Origin of the sequence: Sphingomonas glaciei (genome assembly GCF_023380025.1) — a bacterium.
Taxonomy (GTDB): domain Bacteria; phylum Pseudomonadota; class Alphaproteobacteria; order Sphingomonadales; family Sphingomonadaceae; genus Sphingomicrobium; species Sphingomicrobium glaciei.
Genome location: NZ_CP097253.1, coordinates 437,894 through 461,447 on the forward strand (window position 1 = coordinate 437,894; position 23,554 = coordinate 461,447).

A 23,554-nucleotide genomic window follows, 5' to 3' on the forward strand; every position below is an offset into this window, starting at 1 on the left:
CAAGATGTGGGGTGGGCGGTTCGCGGCCGGCCCGTCCGAGGTCATGCAGGCGATCAACGCCTCGCTGCCGGTCGACCGGCGGATGTGGCGCGAGGATCTCGCCGGATCGCGCGCCCATGCCGCCATGCTGCGCGACCAGGGCATCATCGGAGCCGAGGATGCCGCGGCGATCCTGTCGGGGCTCGAGACCATTGCCAGCGAATTTGAGCGGGACGGACCGCCGAGCGACGTGGCCCTGGAGGACATCCACATGGCGGTGGAGAGCCGCCTTGCCGAGCTGATCGGCTCGGCGGCTGGGCGCCTTCACACTGCCCGCTCGCGCAATGATCAGGTGGCGACCGCCTTCCGCTTGTGGGTGCGCGGGGCTTGCCGCGAAGCAGCCGAGGCAATCGTCAGGCTGCAATCGGTGCTGGTCGCCCGCGCCGACGAACATGCCGACACCCTCATGCCCGGCTTCACCCACCTTCAGGTCGCGCAGCCGGTGACGCTCGGCCATCATCTCTTCGCTTATGTCGAGATGCTGCAACGTGACGTGTCACGCTTCTACGCCGCCGACGAGCGGGCGGGGGAGTGCCCGCTTGGCGCTGCGGCGCTGGCCGGCACCGGCTTTCCGATTGATCGCGAGGCAACAGCCGCTGCACTCGGGTTCGATCAACCGACCGCCAATAGCCTCGACAGCGTCTCGGACCGCGACTTCGCGCTCGATTACATGGCCGCCGCCGCCCAGTGCAGCCTGCACCTGTCGCGCCTGGCCGAAGAGCTAATCAACTGGGCCAGCCCGCCATTCGGCTTCGTCCAGCTCAGCGACCAATGGTCGACCGGAAGCTCGATCATGCCGCAGAAACGCAATCCCGACGCGGCGGAGCTGGTGCGCGGCCATTCGGGGCGTATCGTCGGCCTGTTCACCGGGCTTATGATCACCATGAAGGGCCTCCCGCTGGCCTATTCGAAGGACATGCAGGACGACAAGGCGCCGACCTTCGAGGCGCACGACCTGCTGGCGCTGAGCCTCACCGCGCTGGCCGGCTCGGTCGAAAGCGCCACCTTCAAGCCCGCCCGGATGCGCGAAGTCGCGGCGCAGGGCTTCGCCACCGCCACCGACCTCGCCGACTGGCTGGTCCGTGAGGCCGGCGTGCCTTTCCGGGAAGCGCATCACATCACCGGCCGCGCGGTAAAGGCGGCGGAGGATGCGGGGTGCGACCTTGCCGACCTGCCGCTGGACGCGCTGCAGCAGATCGACCCGCGCATCGACGCCACCGTCTACGACGTGCTCAGCGTCGAAGCCTCGGTCGCCAGCCGCACCAGCTATGGCGGCACCGCGCCGGCCTGCGTACGCGACCAGGTCGCGCGGTGGAAGGAGCGGCTCGCCTAGATTCAGCGAGCGACTTTCTTGGCCCGCTGCGCCGCAATCCGCAGCCGCAGCGCATTCAGCCGGATGAACCCCGCCGCGTCGCGCTGGTCGTAGGAGCCCGAACCTTCCTCGAAGGTCACCAGGTCCTCGTCGTAGAGCGAGTAGGCGCTGTCGCGGCCAATCACCGTGGCGTTGCCCTTGTAGAGCTTCATCCGTACCTGGCCGCTGACCATCTCCTGGCTCTTGTCGATCAGCGCCTGCAGCATCTCGCGCTCGGGGGCGAACCAGAAGCCGTTGTAGATCAGGCTGGCGTAGCGCGGCATGATCGAGTCCTTGAGGTGCATCGCCCCGCCGTCGAGCGTGATGCTCTCGATACCGCGATGCGCGGCGAGCAGGATGGTCCCGCCCGGCGTTTCGTACACTCCGCGGCTCTTCATGCCGACGAAGCGATTCTCGACGAGGTCGAGGCGCCCGATGCCATTGTCGCGCCCGAGCTCGTTGAGTTTGGTCAGCAGCGCCGCCGGTGACAGCGCCACGCCGTCGATCGCGACCGGATCGCCACGCTCGAAATCGATAGTGATTTCGGTCGGGGTGTCGGGCGCATCCTCGGGGGAGATGGTGCGCTGGTGGACATATTCGGGTGCCTCGACGCTCGGATCCTCGAGCACCTTTCCCTCGCTCGACGAGTGAAGCAGGTTGGCGTCGATCGAGAAAGGGCTTTCGCCGCGTTTGTCCTTGGCGATCGGGATCTGGTTCTTCTCGGCGAAGTCGATCAGCTGCTCGCGGCTGGCGAACTCCCATTCGCGCCACGGGGCGATGACCCGGATGTCGGGCTCCAGCGCATAATAACCGAGCTCGAATCGGACCTGGTCGTTGCCCTTTCCGGTCGCGCCGTGACAGACGGCGTCGGCGCCGACCTGACGCGCGATCTCGATCTGGCGCTTGGCGATCAGCGGCCGCGCGATCGAAGTACCGAGCAGGTACTGGCCCTCGTAGACGGTGTTGGCGCGGAACATCGGGAAGACGAAGTCGCGCACGAACACTTCCTGCACATCCTCGATGAAGATGTTCTCAGGCTTCACCCCGAGCAACTCGGCCTTGCGCCGTGCCGGCTCGACCTCCTCGCCCTGGCCAAGGTCGGCGGTGAAGGTCACCACCTCCGCGTCATACTCGGTCTGCAGCCACTTGAGGATGATCGAGGTGTCGAGCCCGCCCGAATAAGCGAGTACGACCTTGAGCTTAGCCATGGTTGTTCAGTCCTGCTGCAAAAGCCACATCAGCGCGCCGCGCGCCGTGTGCATCCGGTTTTCGGCCTGGCGCCAGATCGCGCTCCTCGGCCCGTCGATGACCCCCGCGGTCACTTCCTCGCCGCGCCGCGCCGGCAGGCAGTGGAGGAACCAGGCGTCCGGGGCCGAGGCCATCAGTGCTTCGTCGACCTGGTAGGCGGCAAGGTCGGCCATCCGCCGTTCTGTTTCGCTGTCCTGGCCCATCGAGACGAAGACGTCGCTGTAGACGATGTTGGCGCCAGCCACGGCCGACTGGTCGGCGGTCTGGATGATGCCGTCGGGCGCGTCGGAAAGCTGATAGCCCTCCGGCGCGATGATGGTCAGTTCGGCGCCAAGCGCGGCGCAGCCCTGCGCCAGGCTGCGCGCGACATTGTTGTCGCCGTCACCGACATAGGCGACCTTCAAGCCCTCGATCCGGCCGCACAGCTGGCGGATGGTGAGGAGGTCGGCGAGGCCCTGCAACGGGTGCTCGGTGCCGGACAGCATGTTGACCACCGGCACTGGGCTCGCGGCCGCCAGCGCCTGCAGGAGGCCGTGATCGAAGACGCGGGCGCAGATCACGCCGTGATAGCAGGCCAGCGTCCGGGCGACGTCCTCGACGCTTTCCCGGGTGCCGATGCCGAGCTCGCCCGCGGTCAGGTAGATCGGGTGGCCGCCAAGCTGATGGACCGCCAGCTCCATCGAATTGCGGGTCCGCGCGCTGGGCTTCTCGAAATAAAGCGCGGCGCCCTTGCCGGCGAGCAGCGGGGCAGGGGGCGCTTCGGCCAGCGCCAGCATGTCCTCGATGTCGGCGCGGGACAGGCCGGCGAGGGTCAGGAGGTCGCTCACCAGCTCTTTTCCTTCTGGATCATGGTTCCGATCCCGTGCCGGGTCAGCAACTCGATCAGCAGGGCGTGCGGCACCCGCCCGTCGATGATGTGGGCGTAGGGCACGCCGCCCTCGACCGCGTCGAGGCAAGCGGTAAGCTTGGGGATCATGCCTCCGCCGACGCTGTCGTGGGCGATTCGCTCGCGCAGTTCGGCGGCGGTCAGGCGCGGGACCAGGCTGGTCTCGTCCTTGGCATCTTCCAGCAGCCCGGGCGCGGCGGTCAGATAAACGATCTTCTCCGCGCCCATCGCGATGGCGATCGCCTTGGCCGCTTCGTCGGCATTGACGTTGAACGGCTGGCCGGTCTCGTCGGCGCCGATGGTCGAGACCACCGGGACCATCCCGCTGTCGAGCAGACGCAGCAGATGCTCGGCGCGGACCTCGGTGACATCACCGACGAAGCCGAGCGACGCGTCGCGCTGGGTGACGCGCAGCAGGCCGGCATCCTCGCCCGACACGCCCAGGGCGACCGGTTCGGCGCCCGCCTCGCCGTTGATCGTGGCGACGAGGTCGCGGTTGATCTTCCCGACGAGCACCATGCGGACGATTTCCAGCGTCTCGGCGTCGGTGACCCGAAGGCCGCTGCGGAATTCTGGTTCCTTGCCGACCCGGCGCAGCATCGCATCGACCTGCGGCCCGCCGCCGTGCACCAGCACGCAGCGCACCCCGACCGAGCGGAGCAGCAGGACGTCCTGCGCCAGCGCGCGGTCGCTTTCGGGATCGATCGCCGCGCCGCCCAGCTTCACCACCACCGACTTGCCGGCGAACTGCTGGATGTAGGGCAGCGCTTCGACGAGGATCTCGGCGGTGCCAGTCGGAGTGACCAGGCCATTCGCCAGCCCGTCGCCATGGCTGCTCGCCGTCGCCGGCACGTCGAGGGACAGGACTTCGCTCATGAGGTCACGCTATTCTCTTTGATGTAGCCGGGGCCGAGGTCGACCCCGATCACCCGCGCCTGGCCGCTGCCGGCGCCGAGGTTGACCTCGATCCGGAACTCCTGGCCCAGCATATGCTCGGTCAACGCCTGCGCATCATGCGCGCAATTGGTGCCGCCCTGCGCGACCTTGATCCCGCCATAGCTGACGAAGCTCTTGTCGACGTCGAGCGCGACCCCGGCCGAGCCTGCCGCCGCCAGCAGCCGGCCCCAATAAGGGTCCGCGCCGTACCAGCTGCATTTGACGAGATTATTCTCGGCGATGTTTTTGGCCGCGGTCCGCGCCTCGGCGTCGCTGGCGGCGCCGGTGACATGGAGGTGGGCGAGGCGGGTCATGCCCTCGGCGTCATGCGCCATCTTCAGCGTCAGCTGACGGCAGGCTTCTTCGACTGCGCGGCCGAAGCCGTCGAGGTCGGACGGGGCGCCGCACCGGCCGCTGGCGAACAGCATCGCGGTATCATTGGTGGAGGTAGCGCCATCGACGTTGAGCGTGTTGAAGGTCGCGTCGCTGGCCGTCTTCAACATCGCTTGCAGCGTCTCGTGGGGAACGTCGGCGTCGGTTGTGAGGAACGCCAGCATGGTCGCCATGTTCGGCGCGATCATGCCGCAGCCCTTGGCCATGCCGCCGATCGTCCAACCATCGCCCTGCACCACGAATTCCTTGGCGACATGGTCGGTGGTAAGGATGCCCTTGGCCGCCTCGTCGCCGCCCTCGACAGACAGTGCGGCGCCGAGCTTCGGAATGGCCGGCAGGATCACGTCCATCGGCAGCGGCGTACCGATGATCCCGGTCGAGCAGACCAGCACCCCCGCCGCGTCTATCCCCAGCGCTCGTGCTGTCGCCACGCCCATCGCCCGCGCGTCATCGAGCCCGGCGGCTCCCGTGCCCGCATTGGCATTGCCGCTGTTGACGACCACCGCCGCCGCACGGCCGCCATTGGCCTGCAACAGATCGCGGTCGAGGCTGACCGGCGGGGCGCAGAACTTGTTCTGGGTAAAGACCGCGGCGCAGGTGACGGGCTGCCGGTCCTCGGTCGCGAGCAGCGCCATGTCGGGCCGCGACTTCTTGATGCCGGCGTGAAGCCCGGCAGCGACGAAGCCCTTGGGAACGGTAACGCTCATGGAAACACTCCTTCGGCCGTCAGCCCGGCGGTCTCATCGAGGCCCAGCATCAGGTTGGCGCATTGAATCATCTGCCCGGCCGCGCCCTTGCCGAGATTGTCTATCGCCCCCAGCGCCAGCACGCGTCCGGTGCGCGGGTCATAACGGGCGGTGACGACGGCGCCGTTACTTCCCGACACCCACTTGGTCGCGGGGGGATCGTCACTGACCCGCACAAAGGGCTCAGCGGCGTAGGCGGCGCGAAGCGCTTGCAGGGGCTCGTCCGCCGCCATCGCTCGCGTCGCCGTCGCATAACAGGTGGCGAGGATGCCGCGGGTCATCGGCGCCAAGTGCGGGGTAAACAGCACGGTTCCGCCCAGCGCCTGCTCCATTTCGGCGGTATGGCGGTGGTTGAGCAGGCCATATGCGGCGAAGCTTCCGTCGACGGTGTTGAAAGCGGTGCCTTCCTTGACTGCCCGGCCAGCGCCGCTGACCCCGCTTGCGGCGTCGACGATTAGACTGACCGGATCGACCAGCCCGGCATCGACCAGGGGCTTCAGTGCGAGAATGGTTGCGGTCGGATAGCAGCCGGCCGCCGCCACCGCCCGAGCCGAGCGGATCGCCTCGCGGTGCAATTCGGGAATGCCGTAGACGAATTGATCGAGCAGCTGCGGCGCCTGATGCGCTTCGCCATACCAGGTTGCATAAACCTGCGGATCATGCAGGCGGAAATCGGCCCCGAGGTCGACCAGCCGGGCCCCGCTGGCTAGAATCGTCTCGGCCCAGCGCTGGCTTTCGCCGTGGGGGAGGGCGGCAAATACCAGGTCGATGCCGTCCAGCGCTTCGGGCTTGAAGCGCGCGACTTCCAATGCCGCCGTCACTCCGCCGATGTGCGGGTGTACCGAGCCCAGCCTCTGCCCGGCCTTGCTGTCCCCGAACAGGCGCGTCGCCCTAATTCCCGGATGACGGGAAAGAAGCCGGAGCAGTTCGCCGCCGACATAGCCGGAAGCGCCGAGGATGGCGGATCGAATCATGGGAAAGGGGCTATGGTCGCGTTTGCATGACTATGCAAGTTCATGCATAAGAATTGCATGACGGGTGCTCGAAACAAACGCCTGGCGGCACTGACCGCCTTGCTCCGACGACATAGCCTGACCCGGCAGGACGAGCTCGTCCTCGCCCTGCGCGAGGCCGGCCATGAGGTCACCCAGGCCACCGTCAGCCGCGATCTCGACCAACTCGGTGCGATCAAGATCCGCCGCGGTGGGGAAACCCGCTACGCGCTGCCCGATCAGATCGACACCGCCCGTTCCGACCAAAGACGGCTCCGGACTCTGTTCGCCGAATGGGTCCGCGCGGCCGAGCCGGCCGCCAACCTGGTGGTGCTCAAGACCCCGCCGGGCTCGGCCCACCTGGTCGGCGTCGCCCTCGATTCGGCCCCACCCTCCGCGGTGGTGGGAACCATTAGCGGCGACGATACCCTGTTCATCGCCTGCCGCTCACCGGCCGAGGCGGCGGCGCTGGCGGCCGAATGGCAGAGCTGGCTCGGAAGCTAAGCGCCGTACTCTTTTATGCTGCACTGCAGCAAAATGTCTCCTGAAGTGTTATATGGGATGCCAGGTTCGGCACAGGAGAATGATTATCCCCGGTCTTCACGACACAATTACGCGCCTGACCGCGCTTCGGAACCGCCTGCCGGCCATGGCACATGACCAGGCGGACGAGCGGCTGACGGCGTTCACGGAGTTCGGCTCGAACCCTGGTGACCTGCTGGCCCATTCCTATGTCCCGGCGGGGCTCGATGCCGGAGCGCCGCTGGTGGTGGTGCTCCATGGCTGCACCCAAACGGCCGGCGGTTACAATCGCGGTGCCGGCTGGACGAGCGCTGCGGACGAGAATGGCTTTGCATTGCTCTTCCCGGAGCAGCAGCGGGCGAACAATCCCAACCTGTGCTTCAACTGGTTCTCGACCCCCGATACCGGTCGGGGAGGGGGCGAGGTGCTCTCGATCGTCCAGATGATCGAGGCGCTATGCGCACGCTACCAGCTTGACCCGGCGAGGGTGTTCGTAACCGGCCTGTCGGCGGGCGGCGCAATGACCGCGGCGCTGCTGGCGGCTTACCCCGAAGTCTTCGCGGGCGGCGCGGTGATCGCCGGCCTGCCGTTCGGCACCGCATCGACCGTGCCCGAAGCCTTCGAGCGGATGCGGACAAAGTCGGCTTTCGGGTCGGAGCAGCTGGCCGCGCTGGTGCGGTCGGCGTCCGATCATTCCGGGCCGTGGCCGATCCTGTCGGTTTGGCACGGCGGCGCCGACCGGACGGTCGATTCCGGCAATGCCACCGCGCTGGTCGACCAGTGGCGGGGCCTGCAGGGCCTGGCAGCAGCGCCAACGGCCTCGCAGCAGGTCGCCGGCCATCTCCGCCGTGTGTGGAGCAATGCTGAAGGACAGGAAGTGATCGAGGAATATGTGATTGCCGACATGGGTCACGGTACCCCGGTCCACCCCGTCGCTGCCAACCAGGGCGAGACCGCCGGCCGGTACATGCTCGATGCGGGCATTTCATCGACGCGCCGGATCGTGGCCTTCTGGAAGCTGGACGGCGGGGAGCGCCGCATCAAGGCAGCCTCCGCGCCGGTCGCGGACGCAAGGCCGGCGAGCGCGCGGCCGCACGGGCGAAAGTTGCCGTCACCGGCGTCTCCACTGCGCGCAAAGCCTGCCAGCAAGGTTCAGGACGTGATCGAGAAAGCCTTGAGAAACGCCGGCCTGATGCGGTGATCCAAAGGTCGGGCAACTTGCGCTCGAAATAGTCGGGTATCGGGGATCAAGTTACCGGAAGGTCATCCGGATTGATGTTTGCGCGACCCGCCTGCTTCGTCATACTTGCGGCATGCCTTCGGCTCTCGAAACCATACTCGCCCAATATCTTCCACTGACCTTTGCCGAGCGCGATGCTCTGCAATGGCTCGAACGCCGCGACCGCCATTATGAGGCCGGCGAGGTCGTCGTTCACGAGGGCGAGGCGCTCGATTCGCTATACATCGTGGCGTCCGGCTGGCTGCATGGGTCGGTCCGGATCCACGACGGCGGCCGGCAGATCCTGCGTTTCTATTTCGTAGGCGACATCACCACCATGATTGCAGGGAGCCGTATTGCCCGGTCGATCAAAATCGCCGCTGGCGCAGCTTACCGTACGCAGTTTGTCTTCCAGTTCGGGTCCGGCGACAAGCTTGCAACCAGGCTCGGCGGTCAGGACGGCGAATGGTTTCATCCTGTGGCCTGTCGTCGGCGCATCAAGCGCTCTAGCGGCCCGGCCGAGGCCTTGCGAACAGCTGAACTGATCGCGTCGACCTAGAACTTCCCGACCGCACCACGAACACAGCCGATCATTGAACGAGCGCCCGGAAGCGGATGCTGAAGGAGCCGTTCGTCACCAGGTGATTCTTCAGCCTGACGCGGAAGAAGGTGACGGCCGGATCGATGCCGTCGACGTTGGGCGTCGGGACATAGCCCCAGTCCGACGCCGCGGGCGCGGCCGCGGTGGTGAATTCAAGGTCGTCGGTCGTGCTCGGCAGAGCGACGTAGCTGTAGGTGAGGCCGCTCGGGCTGGCGCCATCGACAAAGGCAATCGGGCCCCTTCCGGCCACGCCGAAGTCGCGGACCATCATCCTGGTATTGGCGGGAATGGCGTCGCTCAGCACGACGCTGTTGGTGTCGGTCGGCTGGCCGCTCGGGTTGGCGACGGTGATCGTATAGGTGACGATCGCGCCGGGAATGTTCTTGGGATTGGTGAAGAGATTGATCGGGTCCCAGTAGACCTCGCCCGCCTTGGTTGCGGTGAGGGGCGCCAGGACCTTGAGCGTCGCGGTTGCGGAGCTGAGCGACGCCACGGTTTGCGTTGCATAAGCGACGGTCAGTCCGCCTGCCGGGATGGTGTTGACCGCATCGCCGGCGCTCTTGCCGGTCACGTCGGCGGCCACCGTGCAGGTCGAGGCAGCGGCCACGCTCGCGCCGCTGAGAGCCAGCGACGGGCCGTTCGCCGCCGCCGCCACGCTGCCGCCGCATGCCGTGGTCGGATTGGGAACGGCGGCATTGGCGATGCTGGTCGGATAGGTGTCGGTGAAGGCGACGGCGGTCATGGCGAGCGTCGGGTTGCGGTTCTGCACGGTGACCGACAGTCGCGAAGTCTGGCCGATCCCGATCGGCGAGACCGAAAAGGCCTTGCTGATGACCGGCGTGCACTCCGCCCCCGACGACATGCCTGGGACGGCCGAAGTGATGATGGTCGCGCCGCCGCCGCCGTTGCCGCCCTGCGCGCCATAGGAGGCCCCGAAGGTGCCGCCATTGGCGGTGGTCCCGGCCGTCCCGCCGGTGACGGTCGCGCTGACCGTGACGCTGCTGGCGACAAAGCCGCCGCCGCCGCCGCCGCCGGGGCCATGAGCGGCGCCGCCCCCGGTGTTGGTCCCGCCATTGCCGCCGCTGGCATTGACGGTCACGCTGGCTCCGGTGGCATCAAGGGCGCTGATCAGCGCGCTTCCGCCAGCGCCGCCGCCGCCGCTGCCATCGTTGAGGACGCTGTTGTTGGCGCTCGCGCCGCCGACGTTGATGGTGCCCGATCCGCGCAGCTTGTCGGCGCGGACGATGACGATGCCGCCGCCATCGACTCCGCTCGACGCGAGGCCGGAGGCCGGAGTTCCGGTACCGTTGTTGTTGGTGCCGGCCCCGCCGCCGCCGCCCATGATCAGCCGGTCGACGCCAAGGCTGGTGACGGCGCGACCGCCGATCCCTCCGGTCTGCGGGCAGGCGGTCGGCGCGGTACCACACCAGGCGTGTCCGCCCAGCCCGCCCGCGCCATAGCCCGCACCGCCGCCGCCGCCGGTATTCTGGTCATTGGCGAGCGGCGCACCGTCGGTACCGCCGCCGCCGCCGGTGGCAGGAGCACCGCGGCCGTAGCTGCCGTTGGCATAGCCTTCGACACCGGTGTCGAGCAGGACGTTGTTGTCGTTGAGGTAGCGCGGCGTGCCGGCGATGCCTTCGCCCTTGCCGGCGTTGGCGGCGTTGGTGGCCAGCGTGCGATAGTCGGTGTTGAGGCCGGTGCCGCCTGCGAGGTGACGTCCACCGCCGCCGCGAAAGCCGAGCGCGGCAGCGCTGATTGTCCCGCCGTTGAGATTCAGCGTGCCCGCGATGTCGAGCACGACGACCCCGCCGCTGGTCCCGTTCCAATCGGCCCCGGTGACGGTCCCGCCAAGCGTGAGGTCGGCATATTGCGGCACGCGGATGACCTGGAAGCGGCGCTGGCCGACGGTATTGAAGCCGGCATTGGTATAGGCATTGGCCAGCCCGCCGCCGCCGCCACCCACCAGGGTCAGCGTGCCGCCGGTCAGCGCCACGCCGTTTGCGGCGCGGACGAATTCGTAGCGGCCGCTGTTATTGATGGTCGCCGTGCCGTAGGCGGCGGAGTTGGTGGTGTCGATCGTCGCGTCCTGCATCTGGATCACCAGCAGGAGGTCGCCGGCGGCGATCGGGCTGGCCGCCCCCTGCGCTGTGCCAAGCGTGATGCTGGTCGCGCCGACTCCGGCCGAGGCGGTGGCGGGATAATAAGTGTTCACGATGCCCGACAGGCCGCTGACGATCCCGGCGCGCGACGGGACCGCGCAATAATTGGCGGCCGCGGCCTGCCCGAAGGCGAGGGCGCACAGGGCGAGGAGGAGCCTGGTCAATCGAGTCACGTCACTTGCCCCCGGCCCGGCCGAACAGAGCGGCGGGCGTATCCTGGTCGAACTTCAAGCGCAGCGTCACATAGGGACCGGCGCGGGTATAGCGGGCGTCCGAGAAATCGCGGTCCCGGAAACCCTTGATGTTGTAGCCGAGGCTGACCCAGCTGTTACGGACCGGCGAGATGCCGACCGACGGACCGACCAGATAGTCGGCGGTGCCAGACGAAGCGACATGACGGACCGCGGCATTGAGGCTGAGGTCGAAGCGCTCGCTGAGGTCGCGGCGGACCTCGAGCCCGACAAGGTTGCTGAAGCCGGCATAATCGTCGGCGCCGAACGTATCGAACACGTACTTCGACCCCCAGTAGAGCGACAGCTGATAACGCTGATACGCGCGCTCGGGCGTGTCGCGGTCGTCGATGCCCGACCATCCGACGAGGTTCACCGCAAGGTTGTTGACGACCCGGCGGGTACGGGCGTCGCCGACCACCGCCAGGCCGTCGAAGCCAAGCAGATTGCCCGGCGCGGTGGTGGCGCCGCGACCGTTGGCGATTTCGTCCCAGCGCAGCTCGAGCTTGTCGAGCACGGCCCAGCGCGACCACAAAGGCCGCCAGGCGAACGAACCGTTGGCGAGGCCGAGCGTGGCGACGGTGCCGTCGGCGCTGCGGATCCGGCTGAAGCGAGCGGCGGCGGCCATGCTGATCCCGTCCTGGGTCTGGCGAAGCAGTGCGGTCGAGAGCGCGATGCGGTCGTCGAAATCGCCCCGGCGCACTTCGCCGCGTGCGGTCCAGCTCAGCACCGGAGTGCGGTAGGTGGCGCCCGCGCTGACCGCCCAGAAATCGTCGCTGATCGTCTTGCCTTCGTCGAGGTAGCCGCCGGCGGCGACCGGGTGGTTGAGGTTGACGATCTGGTCGGCGGTGATGGCGCCTTTCAGGGTGCGGCTGCCGTCGACGGCCAGATCGACGCTCCAGCGCGGGCTGAGGTTGAGCGACTGGCTGATGCCATAGAGGCCGAAGGTGCGACCGCCATATTCGCCCATGCCCTGCTGGTTGACGGTGGTCGCCAGCCGCATCCCGCGCCACGGCGAGGCTTCGATGCCGAGGCTGGTGGTGGCGGTATCGACCTTCGCGCCGTCGGTGATCTCATGGCTGGCAAGCAGGCGGACGTCGGGGCGAACGGCCCACGAAAGGCCGGCGCGGTAGCGGTCGGGGAAGTCGAGGCTTTCGCCCTTGCCGGCCAGACCAACCGCCGCGTCGGCGTCGAGCTGGAGGCGGTTGCCGAACAGCTGCTGCGAACCGCCGACGGTGACCTGCTGGCTGACCAGCTTCTCGCCCGAGGGAACCTCGTCACGGGCGAACTGGTAGCCGCCGCGAAGCGAGGTGCGGACCGCGCGATATTCGATCTGGCTGCGCAGCGCGTCGCGGCTGGCGCCGGTCGCAAGCATGTCCTCGTGCCAGCCGCCGACGGTCAGCGACAGACCCTGCGCGCGGCCGAGGCGGAGGTCGGCGCCGAACTTGCGGGTGCCCGCTTCGGCCCGGTTGAGCTGGCCGACCCCGAAGCCGAGGTCCTGCTGGCGGAAGTAGGCGAGGGCGTCGAGCGTCTCGCCGCGATGCTCTGCTTCGAGCAGATAGGCCTGGCCCTGGCGCTTCTCGCCCGCGGCGTTGGTGCGGCTGGTGGCGAGTTCGGCGCGCACTTCGGTGGCGGCGCCGAGACGGGCCTTGGCATCGATCGCGGCAAGGTCGCTGGTCTGCGCGGGGTCGGCATCGCGCAGCGCGGTGGCGCCGATCTCGGCGTGGCCTCCGGCGACCCGGGCGACGGCGCGCAGGCCACCGTTCCAGCGGCGAGTGCCTTCGCCCCGGGTTTCGTAATCGACGACGATGAAGATCGGATTGCCCTGGCCGTCGCGGCTGGCGATCGGCTGGCGGAAGCCGATGCTGCCGGCTTCGTAGCTGATGTCGTAATCGGCGTGGCGGGTCAGCTCGCGCGCCGAGAGGATGAGGTTCGAACGCAGGCGATCGCGCGTTTCGACCCGGACCTTGTCCGAGTTGATGACGATGTCGGTGCGGCTGAGCCGGTAGAGCGAGGCGAGGCCCGAGCCCTGGATCTCGTCGCGGGCGAAGCGGAAGCCGGTGTCGGCGGCGAACGCCTGCACCGCCAGCTTGTTCGAGCGAAACTCGCTCTTGAGGCCGGTCAGGCTGCGGCTGTAGCGGGCCAGCTGGGTGTCGTTGAAGCCGGTCTCGAGATCGCCGAACAGCGCATAGAACTGCGGGCGTTCGAGCCGGAGATAGACCTTGCGGCTGCTGGCGGCGTCATAGGCCTGCTCGTTGCCGTCGGCATAGAGGTCATAATAGCGCTGCGGATCGATCACGCCGCCGAGCGGGCGGCGGGCGTCGCGGCCGGTAGCCTTGTCGCTGTCGTAGGCCATGGTCAGCAGCCATTTGCCGAGGATCCGGCCCTTGGCGAAGAAGGCGACCTGGCCATCGGTGAAGCGCTTGGGCGCGCCCTTGCCGCCGAGCCGCTCGGCATGGTCGTCGAGGACGTTGAAGCCCGCGGTGCCAGCGGCGAAGCCGACCACCACCCACGGCTGGTCGCCCGGCGCCATCCAGCCGCGCACGATCTCGCGAACCTGGCGGCGTTCGACTTGGTGGGTGAAGGCAAGCTCGATCGAGCCGGCCTGGGTGGTGGGGGCAAGCTCGATCAGCGCGATGCCGTCGTCGGTCGACACCTGCCAGGTAGGTTGGGCACGGTCGGCGCCGGACAGCTGGCGGGCTTGCTGAAGGTCGAGGTCGCTGGCGACGCGATAAGGGGCGGTCAGCTGGAAGGTGCCGGTGACGCCCTTGCGGACCGGCTTGCCCGCGCGGTCGGTCAGGCGGATCGCGACGATCGCGCGGGTGCGGCCATCGGCGATCAGCGTCGAGCGCGACGGCACCAGTTCGGCGCGAGCGACGCTGTTGGCGTAGTGGAGCGTGCGGGCGAACTTCTCGAACAGCGCCCCACCGGCGCCGCGCACCTCGACCTCGAGCCGGTTGTCGCCTTCGTTCAGCGGCAGGCCCTGATATTGGGTGACGAGGAAGCTCTTGTCGGGGCTGATCACGCTGGTGTCGAGATTGATCTCGGGCACCGCGACGCCGTTCATGCGCAGCTTGAGCGTGCTTCCGGCAACATGCTTGACGACCACGCGGACCGCCGGCGAGGCCGGGTTGAAGTCTTCCGCCGGGGCCAGCAGCGCGTTGCCGCTTTGCTGGCCGTCGAACCAGTTGATGGCGGGAGCGGCCAGCGGCAAGGCGACCGCCGGCTGGACGGCGGCGGGGGCGGCAACCTTTGCGCCGGTGCGGCGGAGATGGAAGTTCGTGCGCCACAAGGCGCCCCCGCGCATCTCGGCAAACTGCGAAATGGCGCTGCCGCCGTGGCGGGTGTCGCGCAGGCACTGCACAGGCTCGTAGCCTTCGGGCAAGCTGGCGACGTCGAGCTGGACCACGTGGGTGCCGGGGCGGACGCCTTCGAAGTGGAACAGGCCTTCGCGATCCGACAGGACGTAGCTGCCGTCCTCCATCAGGATCCGGATGCCGGGGACGCCCGCCATCTTCGTCTCGGGCGCGTCGCAGCCGCCGTCGAACACGCGGCCGATCAGGGTCGCGGCGTCGCTCATCAGGAACGGGCGGATCGCGACCAGCGCGCGAGCCTCGTTGCTGGCGGCGACACCGTTGGCGGTCACGACGACCTTGTTCAGCGCGTCGCCAGTCGAAGCCGCGCCCGTGACTTGGACGACGTAAGTGACGACCTTGGTCGAGCGCGCGGCGACACTGCCGAGCGCGAGGCGAAAGCCGTTGCCCGATGCGCTTACCACCGGGTCGGCAGCCGGTTTGCCGTCGATGCGCAGCGAGCCCGACTTGAAGCGCAGGCCCTGGCTCATGCTGTCGAGCAGCACCGTGGCGTTCATGGCGGCGGCCGGATTGCTGTTCTCGACCGTGACGCGATACTGGACGAGGTCGCCCGTGCTGGCTTCGCTGACCGAGGCAGTCTTGCGGACCAGTAGCGGAAGCTGGCGCGGATCGAGCGGCAGGTCGATGCGGAACAGCGCAAGGCCGTTGACCACAAACGGCAGCAGGTAGGAGCCCTGCGGATCGATCTTAAAGACGCCGTTGGGTCCGGTCAGCTGGCGCAGCTGATCGGCGGGAACCTGACTAGCGGCCGTGTAGCCGGCGGGAGACACGACCTTGAGCTGGTAGTTGCCGGGCGCCACCACCGGAAAGCGGAAGCCTCCGGCGGGCAGGGCGTAGCTGCGGCCGGCGGAATCGGTCACGGTGCCGCCGCTGATGACGGTCGCCGGGAAGCGGCTGCTGCCGTCATCGCCGAACACCAGGGCGGGCTGGCCGGTGGCGCGATCGATCAGCGTGATCTCGGCGCCGTTCAGGACCGCGCCGGTCTGGCTGTCGAACACATAGTGGATCGGGTCGCTGATGATCGTCGCGCTCGACCTGTCCGAGCGATAGCTGGCGTCGGTGTAGCTCGCCTGCAGCGAGGCGCCGGTGTCGACCGACAGGATGCAGTCGAAGCGGGTCGCGGCGGGGGGGGCGCCGGCGGTCACGAATTCCGCCGCGAACAGTCCGGTGTCGGGACCGGTCTCGCGCAGGCGGAGCAATTCCTCGTCGCCATTGCTGCTGGTGAGCGTCACCTCGACCCATTCGCGCGTGGTCGGATCGGTGTTGCGATTGGCGTCGGCCAGCGAAACGATAAGGGTGTCACCGGCATGGGCGTCGGCGGCCTCGATCGCCATCGAGCGCTTTTCACCCGCGGCCGCCGAGCGGTTGGGCGCGCTGCCGCTGAAGCCGCCGTTGCTGTCGCGGCACTGGCCGCCATCGGTGACCACCGGGATACCGCCGCTTGAGACGCTGCGCAGGAACATGACGGTGGAGGGCGAGGGGGGCAGCAGGCGGTCGGCGACCACCGTGTTGGAAAGGTAGGTCTTACGGACACCGCCAAGCTGGAGTGACAGGCTGGCGCGGTTCTCGATCGGTGCCGCCGCAGCCGGCTCGCTCACGCCAAGCAGGATCGCCGCAAGGGCGATCAGGCTGGCGAGAAAGAGGCGGGCGAAGCGGGTCATCGAGTATCCGGTGGAGGAGGAAGAATGGATGGTCCGCCGGGTGCCGGTCAGGAGCGGCAGCCGGCGGGATCGGGGCCTAGTTGATCGTCACCCGGAAGCGGATCGCGGAGGAAGCGCCGCCGTTGATCGTGCCGAGGTTGGAGGTGACGGTGTTGGAGCCGAAGTTGCTCTGGTCGCCATCGGACGCGTCGGTCTGGAGCGTGCCGTCGCTGTTGCAGGTCCCGCTGCTGACCGTCACGCCGGTGAAGATCGACCCGCCGAGGTAGGTCACGCCCGAGACGCTCGCCAGATTATCGCTGATGATCGCCGAATTGGCCGCGCCGGCACCGGTGTTGGTGGCGACGATGCAATATTCGGCGGTCGCGCCCGGGATACGCTTCGGGTTGGTGGTGCCGTTGAACGGATCGGAGATGATCCGGCTGGTCTTGGCGAGCACCAAGGTCGGGGCGACCACCTTGTAGGTGTCGTCGGCCGACGACTTGCCGTCGCGCAGCGCGTCGGTCTTGCCGGCGATGTCGGCGAAGACGATGTCGACCACCGCGGGGTTGTCGGCACCGGCCGTCTGGACGAGGTCGCTGCCCTGCGCATTGGCAGTACCGCCGGCGGCGGCAGTCGCGGTCAGGACCACGCCCGCAAGGCTTGCATCGGCCTGGCCGGCCGGAGTGTCCGACACGATGAACACCGTGCGGGTCGCGTCGGCGGCAAGCTCGTCGACATAGGTCGCGACGTCGACGCCGGAATCATATTGGCCGTTGTTGTTGCTGTCGACGAAGATGCGGACGTTGTTCTGGTTGAAGCTGTCGGTGCCGCCGAACGCCACCGTCTGCCCGTTCGCCAGCTGGCTCGACAACAGCGAGAAATCGAGCGTCGCGTTGGACGTGTTGGTGACGGTGAAGGTCGTCACGAAATTGAGGCCGCCGGGCGAGGTCGGTGAAACTAGCCCGCCGACTTCGGCGACGGTCAGGTTGACCTTCTGGTCGACCTTGAAGGTGGCGATGTTCGAGTTGACGGGGGCCTGGGTGACCCCGCCGGTCGCATAGCCGATGGTCGCGGTGTTGTTGACGTCGGTGCCGGCGGGCGTGCCGGCCGCCGTCGCGGCGGTCGCGAGCGACAGGGCCGAAGCCGTGCCGAGCGCGAAGTAGAGTGTCTTCTTCATCATGATCTGTCCCTGTTGCTAGGATGGGTTGGCTGAATGGTGAGGGAGGAGGTCGGTGAAAGCCGGTGCGGCGAACCGGCTATTTGAGGCGCGCCTTGAAGAGCACGTGGCCGCTCGCCCCCGGGGCGATGGACGCCAGGTTCCAGCGCACGTGGGTGACGTCCTTCGGCGCGGCGGGGCGCTGCGTGCCGTCGGCGTCGGCGACCTTGAGCGAGGTCAGGACGGCAAAGGTCTTGCCGCCGTCGACCGAGACGAGCGCGCTGTCGCCCGAGACATATTCAAGGGTCGCCGGAACCGGATTCGTCAGCACCACCTGCTCGGCCGGCTTGGCGCCGCCATTGGCGTAGCTGAGGTCGTAAATGACCTCGTCGCCGGGGGTGACGTTGCCCGCCGGGACTAGCAGGACGCGCTTCACGCCGGCTTCCTCAACCGTCTTTTCCTGAAGGACGTGGGCCTTGAGGGTGACGCCCTGCGCCTGCGCCGCACCGGCCAGAAGACCGCTGGCGAGCATTGAAACGATGAGCTTCTTCAACATGATACAACTCTCCTGAGCTTAGCTGTTCACACGCACTTGAAAGGAAATGACGGCGCTGGAGCTGGCCGACAGGGCGCCGATGGCGACGCGGATCCCAGCCGCGCCAACCTCGCCCGCGTCGCCATCGGCGGCGTCGGTGAGGCCCATGCCGTTGAGCTTGAGGGAGCCGGGAACGTAGCTGGTCCCGGCAGGGATCGGGTCTTCGACAAGGGCGCCGCTGGTTGGAACCGAGCCTCCGTAGGAAGCGCTCAGCGTGTAGGTGATGAGCGCGCCCGGAAGCGCTGAGCTCCCGCCGTTGGGATCGACGATCTGCTGCGCCTTGGCGAGCTGCGGCACGGCCAGGCTGGCGACGAGGCTGCCCTGGGTGACGGCGGTGGCGGTGGTCCCGCCGACCACGGCATCGGTGCCGCTTTCACCGCGGCCCGCGAAGACGGTGCCGGGCGAGCCGCTGCCGGTGACCGCGGTCGCACGCAGCGAAGCCAGGCCGACCGCCGCATCGGCAAGGCCGGTGGGAACGGTGCCGAGGACGAACACGGTGACGCTGGCGTCGGCCTTCAGCAGGGGATCGTCGACACCGGCGCGATAGGTCTGGTCGACCCCGGGATCGAACAGGCCATTGCCGTTGGTGTCGAGCGCGAGGCTGGTGATCGCCGGATCCCACTGGTCCCCGCCGATCGCGCCGATCGCGGACAGGACGAAGGCTTCCGGTGCATTGCCGGCATTGACGACACGAAAGGACAGCACCCGGTTCTGCTCACCGGGGGCGACCGGAACGCTGCCGCCATCAAGCCACGCGATCGCGACATCGATGCGCTCGTCGACCTTGAGCGAGGCTGGGTTGGACTGGACGGTGCGCTTGTCGCCGCCATCGATCCAGCTCAGCTGCGCGACGTTGACGATGTCGGTCCCGGCCGGCGTGCCCTCGGCGAAAGCCGCGGCAGACGCGGCGCACAGGGCGACCGACAGCGCGATCCGCGCCTGCCGTCCGATCCGTCCTTCCACCTGCCTCGTCATTCCAGTGCGCTCCTTCAAAGGATGCGCAGGACCGACCGAAAGGCCGCGACCGCAAGCGAGCAGGCGACAGGCGAAGGGGGAAGATGACGCCGGTTGTCTGCGCTCTCGTGGACTAGCTTGTCGCCGTGAGGAGACAGCCAGACCTGCGCGACACCCCGATTAGCGACATGACCGCATTAACGGTCATCAACAGTTGTAAATCGGGCGGCGACGGACCCTCTTTTACAGCTGTTTACACGGCGATCCGACTTTACAGTTGTTTACGCGGTGCCCGCGCGAAAGCATGTTAGCAGCGGACTTCATGGTGTTTGAAATCTATCTCGATTCCGACGACCGGTTCCGCTGGCATCTGCTTGATCAGAAGGGCCAGATCGTCGCGCTTGCGGCCGAGGCGCACCGCGACCTCGACGAGGCCGTACGCAGCTTGGCCACGGTGCGCGACAGCAACCGCGCCGAGATCCGTCACCCTCAGGGCTGAGCGGCGCGGTAGCGAGCGCGGATGTCCTCGGCGAGGGTCAGCGGATCGAATGGTTTGGCGATGACGTCCATTGCACCGGCGACCTTCAGCGCCTTGATCCGGTCCGGCATCAGGCTGGCAGTCATGAAAATGGCCGGGATCGCGGCACTCTGCGGTCGCTCGCGAAGCTTCGCCAGAAGCTCCTCGCCGGTCATTTCGGGTAAGCGGAAATCGAGCAGGTAGAGGTCGGGCACCATCGCCGCCTGGTCGGCCAGCAGGGCAGGGCCGGACCCGTAATGGGTGACCTCGATCCCGCCGATCTCACGCAAGGCAAGCTGCGCGAGGACGGCGATGTCCGGATCGTCTTCGACCAAGACGATGGTGCGCAGGTCGTTCATGCTGCCGGCAACTCGATCCAGAAGCAGGAGCCGCCGCCGTCGCGAGGCTCGTAGCCGATCCGCCCACCATGCTGCTCGACGATCGCGCGGCTGATGGCGAGGCCGAGGCCTGTCCCACCATTGCCACGCCGCTTCGCATCGACCGCCTGGGAAAAGCGCTCGAACAGGCGATCGACGAAATGCTCGGGTACACCCGAGCCACGGTCACGCACCTCGATCCGCGCCAGTCGGTCCCGGCGCAGGCCTTCGACCTCGACCACCGATCCCGGCGGGCTGTGCCGGGCGGCGTTGGAAAGGAGGTTGGTCAGGACCTGCAGCAATCGCCCGGGATCGCCGGTCAACGGGAGGGGATCGCCGGGAAATGCTTCGAAGCGAACGTCCAGCCCCTCGGCGAACGGGCCGTTCTGCTGGACGGCATCGTGGATCACCTCGTTCATGTGCAGCGGCACCAGCATGTAGCCGGTCTGACCGCGGGTCAGCCGCTCGATGTCGAGGATGTCGTCGATCAGGGTGCTGAGCCGGGCGGCATTCTTCTGCGCCATGTCGAGCATCTGCCTGGCCCGGTCGTTGATGCCGGTGCCGAGGCTTGCGCCGAGCAGCGCGATGGCCCCGCGGATCGCGGTCAGCGGGGTGCGCAGTTCATGGCTGATGGTCGAGATGAATTCGTCCTTCGCGCGATTGGCGATCCGCTCGGCGGTAAGATCGCGCACCGACACGATGAAACCCTGCCCATCGTCGAGACGCAACCGTACGGAATGAAGCGTGCGCCCTTCGCGTGTCGTGATCTCGGTCTCCGAGCGGGCGGTGGTGCGGATGTTGTCGAGCATCGCCGGCAGCATCGCCTCGGTCGCCTTGGGTCCGAACAGCCCCCAGCGAAGACTCTTCTCAAGCATTTCCTCCGCATCGGCGCCGCGCCGCTTCATGTCGTCGCCGAAGCCGTGAAGTTCGAAGAACAGGTCATTCCACAAGGCGAGCTTCAGGTCGCCGTCGAAATAGGCGATGCCCTGGTCGACGCTGTCGAGCATGACCCGCAGCAATTGGGTCTGGCGCTTGAGCTCGAGCTCGCGCTTCTCCGCGACAAAGGTGCCGAGGCGGGTTTCGATGAGGTTTGCCGCAACCTCCCCCAGATCCTCCAGCTGCCGGCGTTGTACGGCCGTCATGGTGCGCGGCTTTGTGTCGATGATGCAGAGCGAGCCGATGGCGACACCGCCGATGGTGATCGGCGTCCCGGCATAGAAGCGTATGAACGGTGGCCCGGTCACCACGTCATGGTTGGCGAAGCGGGGATCCTCGAGCGCATCCTCGACGACCATCACCGAAGGCTGGCGAACCGTGTGGCCGCAGAAGGCGCTCTCGCGGTCGGTGCCGCTGTCGGAGAGTCCGCAAACCCCCTGGAAGATCTGTCGGTCGCGGCGGAGCACCGTGACCAGTGCAATAGGCGTGTCGAAGATGCTGGCAACGGTCTGGCTCAGCTGATTGAAGGCGGCTTCGTCGCTCTCGCCCAGTCCGTAGCGCGTGATGACGCGCTGGCGCAGATCTTCCTGCGTGTCGATCATCGCGGCAAGCCCCGAAGCCCCGCGACCAGCGCGGCAATCGCCTCCTTCACTTGCTCCAATCCCCCCTCGCAGCTTCGATCCAGATCGCGCGCTAGTCGGGCGGCGTGGTCGAATCCATAGCTGCCAAGCGTGCCGACGAGCCGGTGGCTGCACTGACGCAGGGCATGAAGGTCGGAAGGGTCGGCCGCGAGCAGCCAGTCGGCGGTGTCTTGCATCCGGTCGATGCACGCACCCCTGGCCAGGGCGAGGCGGAACTGCAGAGCCGGACTGATGTGCATGCCGTTCGCACTAAGCGGCAAAGGTTACCAAGAGGGTAACCATGACCGGCGATGGCCGATAGTGATTTCGCGGTAACAGGATCGATACGGATATTAGACCTCAATGAAATTCGTCTCTCCCTTGGGTATGGCCCGTCGGGAAGGGAGTTCGCGTGCGTATCGCTTTGCTCGAAGATGACCCATCGCTTGCCGACCTGGTGTCGGCGACGCTGGAGACTGCCGGTCACACTTGCCATCATTACCCCGACTGCCGTTCGGCCAAGGTGGCGTTCCGGCAGGAGAGCTTCGATCTCCTGCTGATGGACTGGCACCTGCCCGATGGGGAGGGCGTCGACGTGCTGCGCTGGGCGCGGCAGAACCTCGTTCCCTGTCCGCCGGTGATCATGGTCACCAGCCGGACGGAGGATGAAGCCGTGGTCGCGGCGCTCGACGCCGGGGCCGACGATTATGTGGTGAAGCCGATTGTCCCTATGGTCCTGCTCTCAAGGGTCGCCGCGCTGTTGCGGCGAACCTACAAGCCGGTCGCGACCGTCGGCGGGGTCGAAACCCATTTCGGGGTGGCCTTCGACCATGGCGATTGCAGCGTGTCGATCGGGGGCGACACCGTGGCGCTGACCCACAAGGAGTTCGGGCTCGCCCTGCTGCTGTTCCAGCACGTGCACCGCCCGCTCAGCCGGACCTATCTTCTGGAAGCGGTGTGGGGCCGTAACCCCGACCTCCCGACCCGGACGCTCGACGTCCACATCTCGCGCCTCCGCTCGCGCCTTGGCCTCACCGCCGCCGGGTTCAAGCTGAGTTCGATCCAGAGTTTCGGCTATCGACTGGAGATGACCAGCCTGCAGTAGGGGCGTCCGCGCCGGCCCGATCGTCAATCATCGTCAATCATCGGCAAACCATCGTGCCATCATCATCCCCCATCGGCCGCCCGATCCGTAGGCGAGGGCCATGGAGTCGGTCGCGGATCTGCGCTTCCGGCTTCTCATGGTCAGGAAAGGATCGGACCGATGAAGCAGCAGAATTGGACGGTGGCCGGGCTTGCCCTCGGCATGGCGCTAGGGATTGCGGCACCGATATCGGCGCAGGTGGTGCAGACCGGGTACAACGATCTGACCGGCACCCAGCAGGTGACGTTCGGCGGCGTGGCCGGAGGGCCGGTGCCAGGCACCAACTACAACGGTATCCTGGTGATCGACGGGGTCGCATTCGGCGAGCGCTTTGCCGGTCAGACGGTGACCGCCAATGGGGTGTATGACCAGCTGGGGGGTAGCCCGACCGGTCCGTTGACGCTGCTCGCCGGCGCGGCGGGGCAGAACCTGTCGGTCTTCAACAGCCCTGCCGGACCGGTGCTGGCCGGGCTCGGCCCGCTGGGCTTTCCAACGAATGATGCGATCGGCGAGGGCGCCATCTCGATCCTCTTCCCCACCTTGCAGTCCGAATTTGGCCTGCGGCTGACGGGAGGGAACGGAGGAAGCGCTTTCGTCAGCTTCTTCGGCGCGGATGGAAACGTCCTTGGGTCGACCACTTTGTCCGACCTGCCCTTGCTGTCTTCGTTCGGTTTCGCGCGGGCGGGCGGGGTGGCGGACATTCGCGGCGTGTCGTTCTGGAATGCCGACGTGACCGGCCTGGGGCTGGCGGGGATCCGCTTCAACGTGGCGACCGGCGTGCCCGAGCCGGGCACCTGGCTGATGATGCTGCTGGGGTTTGGCGCGATCGGCTCGGCCCTGCGCCGCCGTTCGCGGGGCGTGATCCTTCCGCAGGCGGCGTGATGCCGGGCGCAGCAGGGGCGCAGCTTGCCAAAGGCGG

Annotated in this window: 20 protein-coding genes; 7 read left to right on the forward strand and 13 right to left on the reverse strand. The window is 67.5% G+C overall.

Translation table 11 applies throughout. The features are described 5' to 3' along the window. Positions 1–4 precede the first annotated feature (4 nt). Complete coding sequence (argH, locus tag M1K48_RS01970; RefSeq protein ID WP_249505145.1) at positions 5–1,372, forward strand: argininosuccinate lyase; 1,368 nt, start codon at positions 5–7, stop codon at positions 1,370–1,372. A 2-nt stretch (positions 1,373–1,374) separates the two neighbouring features. Here the strand turns inward: argH and M1K48_RS01975 are convergent, their stop codons facing one another. From M1K48_RS01975 to argC, 5 genes are read right to left on the reverse strand one after another with little or no spacing between them, the layout of a single operon-like run. After that, positions 1,375–2,598, reverse strand: a complete 1,224-nt coding sequence (locus tag M1K48_RS01975; protein WP_249504215.1) for an argininosuccinate synthase — start codon at positions 2,596–2,598, stop codon at positions 1,375–1,377. A 6-nt stretch (positions 2,599–2,604) separates the two neighbouring features. After that, entirely contained in the window at positions 2,605–3,465 is an 861-nt protein-coding gene (locus tag M1K48_RS01980; protein ID WP_249504216.1) for an ornithine carbamoyltransferase, read from the reverse strand. Further along, positions 3,462–4,400, reverse strand: coding sequence for an acetylglutamate kinase (gene argB / locus M1K48_RS01985; RefSeq protein ID WP_249504217.1), 939 nt, complete (start codon positions 4,398–4,400; stop codon positions 3,462–3,464). The genes M1K48_RS01980 and argB overlap by 4 nt, the downstream gene beginning before the upstream one ends. After that, positions 4,397–5,560 carry a bifunctional glutamate N-acetyltransferase/amino-acid acetyltransferase ArgJ gene (gene argJ, locus M1K48_RS01990; RefSeq protein ID WP_249504218.1) on the reverse strand — a complete coding sequence of 388 codons (1,164 nt, stop codon included), beginning with the start codon at positions 5,558–5,560 and terminating at the stop codon, positions 4,397–4,399. The genes argB and argJ overlap by 4 nt, the downstream gene beginning before the upstream one ends. Further along, the gene (gene argC, locus M1K48_RS01995; RefSeq protein ID WP_249504219.1) at positions 5,557–6,573 is read right to left on the reverse strand and encodes an N-acetyl-gamma-glutamyl-phosphate reductase; all 1,017 of its coding nucleotides are present in this window, start codon (positions 6,571–6,573) and stop codon (positions 5,557–5,559) included. Before argC ends, argJ begins: the two co-directional genes overlap by 4 nt. Positions 6,574–6,630: 57 nt before the next feature. Here argC and M1K48_RS02000 point away from each other — a divergent pair, with 57 nt between their 5' ends. The 3 genes from M1K48_RS02000 to M1K48_RS02010 all read left to right on the forward strand — a co-directional run bounded on the left by M1K48_RS02000 (position 6,631) and on the right by M1K48_RS02010 (position 8,891). Beyond that, positions 6,631–7,095 carry an arginine repressor gene (locus M1K48_RS02000; protein ID WP_249504220.1) on the forward strand — a complete coding sequence of 155 codons (465 nt, stop codon included), beginning with the start codon at positions 6,631–6,633 and terminating at the stop codon, positions 7,093–7,095. A gap of 145 nt (positions 7,096–7,240) precedes the next feature. Further along, positions 7,241–8,314 (forward strand): extracellular catalytic domain type 1 short-chain-length polyhydroxyalkanoate depolymerase, encoded by a 1,074-nt coding sequence (locus M1K48_RS02005; protein ID WP_249504221.1) that lies wholly within the window; start codon positions 7,241–7,243, stop codon positions 8,312–8,314. A 112-nt stretch (positions 8,315–8,426) separates the two neighbouring features. Further along, positions 8,427–8,891, forward strand: coding sequence for a cyclic nucleotide-binding domain-containing protein (locus M1K48_RS02010; RefSeq protein WP_249504222.1), 465 nt, complete (start codon positions 8,427–8,429; stop codon positions 8,889–8,891). A 31-nt stretch (positions 8,892–8,922) separates the two neighbouring features. On the opposite strand, the gene M1K48_RS02015 is transcribed toward M1K48_RS02010, so the two are convergent. From M1K48_RS02015 to M1K48_RS02035, 5 genes are all read right to left on the reverse strand, one after another. Then, positions 8,923–11,256: a DUF7933 domain-containing protein gene (locus tag M1K48_RS02015; RefSeq protein WP_249504223.1), complete on the reverse strand. Its 2,334-nt coding sequence runs from the start codon at positions 11,254–11,256 to the stop codon at positions 8,923–8,925. A gap of 10 nt (positions 11,257–11,266) precedes the next feature. Then, complete coding sequence (locus M1K48_RS02020) at positions 11,267–16,357, reverse strand: hypothetical protein (protein ID WP_249504224.1); 5,091 nt, start codon at positions 16,355–16,357, stop codon at positions 11,267–11,269. A gap of 76 nt (positions 16,358–16,433) precedes the next feature. Further along, positions 16,434–17,516, reverse strand: a complete 1,083-nt coding sequence (locus M1K48_RS02025) for a hypothetical protein (protein WP_249504225.1) — start codon at positions 17,514–17,516, stop codon at positions 16,434–16,436. A 76-nt stretch (positions 17,517–17,592) separates the two neighbouring features. Then, positions 17,593–18,048 carry a hypothetical protein gene (locus M1K48_RS02030; RefSeq protein ID WP_249504226.1) on the reverse strand — a complete coding sequence of 152 codons (456 nt, stop codon included), beginning with the start codon at positions 18,046–18,048 and terminating at the stop codon, positions 17,593–17,595. Between the two features lie 18 nt (positions 18,049–18,066). Further along, positions 18,067–19,062, reverse strand: a complete 996-nt coding sequence (locus M1K48_RS02035) for a hypothetical protein (protein ID WP_249504227.1) — start codon at positions 19,060–19,062, stop codon at positions 18,067–18,069. 301 nt (positions 19,063–19,363) lie between these two features. Here M1K48_RS02035 and M1K48_RS02040 point away from each other — a divergent pair, with 301 nt between their 5' ends. Further along, a complete protein-coding gene (locus M1K48_RS02040) occupies positions 19,364–19,540 on the forward strand; it encodes a YegP family protein (protein ID WP_249504228.1) in 177 nt (58 codons plus the stop codon). On the opposite strand, the gene M1K48_RS02045 is transcribed toward M1K48_RS02040, so the two are convergent. From M1K48_RS02045 to M1K48_RS02055, 3 genes are read right to left on the reverse strand one after another with little or no spacing between them, the layout of a single operon-like run. Next, positions 19,531–19,917 (reverse strand): response regulator, encoded by a 387-nt coding sequence (locus M1K48_RS02045; RefSeq protein WP_249504229.1) that lies wholly within the window; start codon positions 19,915–19,917, stop codon positions 19,531–19,533. The two genes, M1K48_RS02040 and M1K48_RS02045, sit on opposite strands and share 10 nt — an antisense overlap. Beyond that, a complete protein-coding gene (locus tag M1K48_RS02050; protein ID WP_249504230.1) occupies positions 19,914–21,473 on the reverse strand; it encodes an ATP-binding protein in 1,560 nt (519 codons plus the stop codon). The genes M1K48_RS02045 and M1K48_RS02050 overlap by 4 nt, the downstream gene beginning before the upstream one ends. Then, entirely contained in the window at positions 21,470–21,751 is a 282-nt protein-coding gene (locus M1K48_RS02055; protein WP_249504231.1) for an Hpt domain-containing protein, read from the reverse strand. Before M1K48_RS02055 ends, M1K48_RS02050 begins: the two co-directional genes overlap by 4 nt. Before the next feature lie 152 nt (positions 21,752–21,903). On the opposite strand from M1K48_RS02055, the gene M1K48_RS02060 reads away from it, so the two are divergent. Both M1K48_RS02060 and M1K48_RS02065 read left to right on the forward strand, forming a co-directional pair. Then, positions 21,904–22,596, forward strand: coding sequence for a response regulator transcription factor (locus tag M1K48_RS02060; RefSeq protein ID WP_249504232.1), 693 nt, complete (start codon positions 21,904–21,906; stop codon positions 22,594–22,596). A gap of 159 nt (positions 22,597–22,755) precedes the next feature. Beyond that, positions 22,756–23,517, forward strand: a complete 762-nt coding sequence (locus M1K48_RS02065; RefSeq protein ID WP_249504233.1) for a PEPxxWA-CTERM sorting domain-containing protein — start codon at positions 22,756–22,758, stop codon at positions 23,515–23,517. The last annotated feature ends 37 nt before the right edge of the window (positions 23,518–23,554 follow it).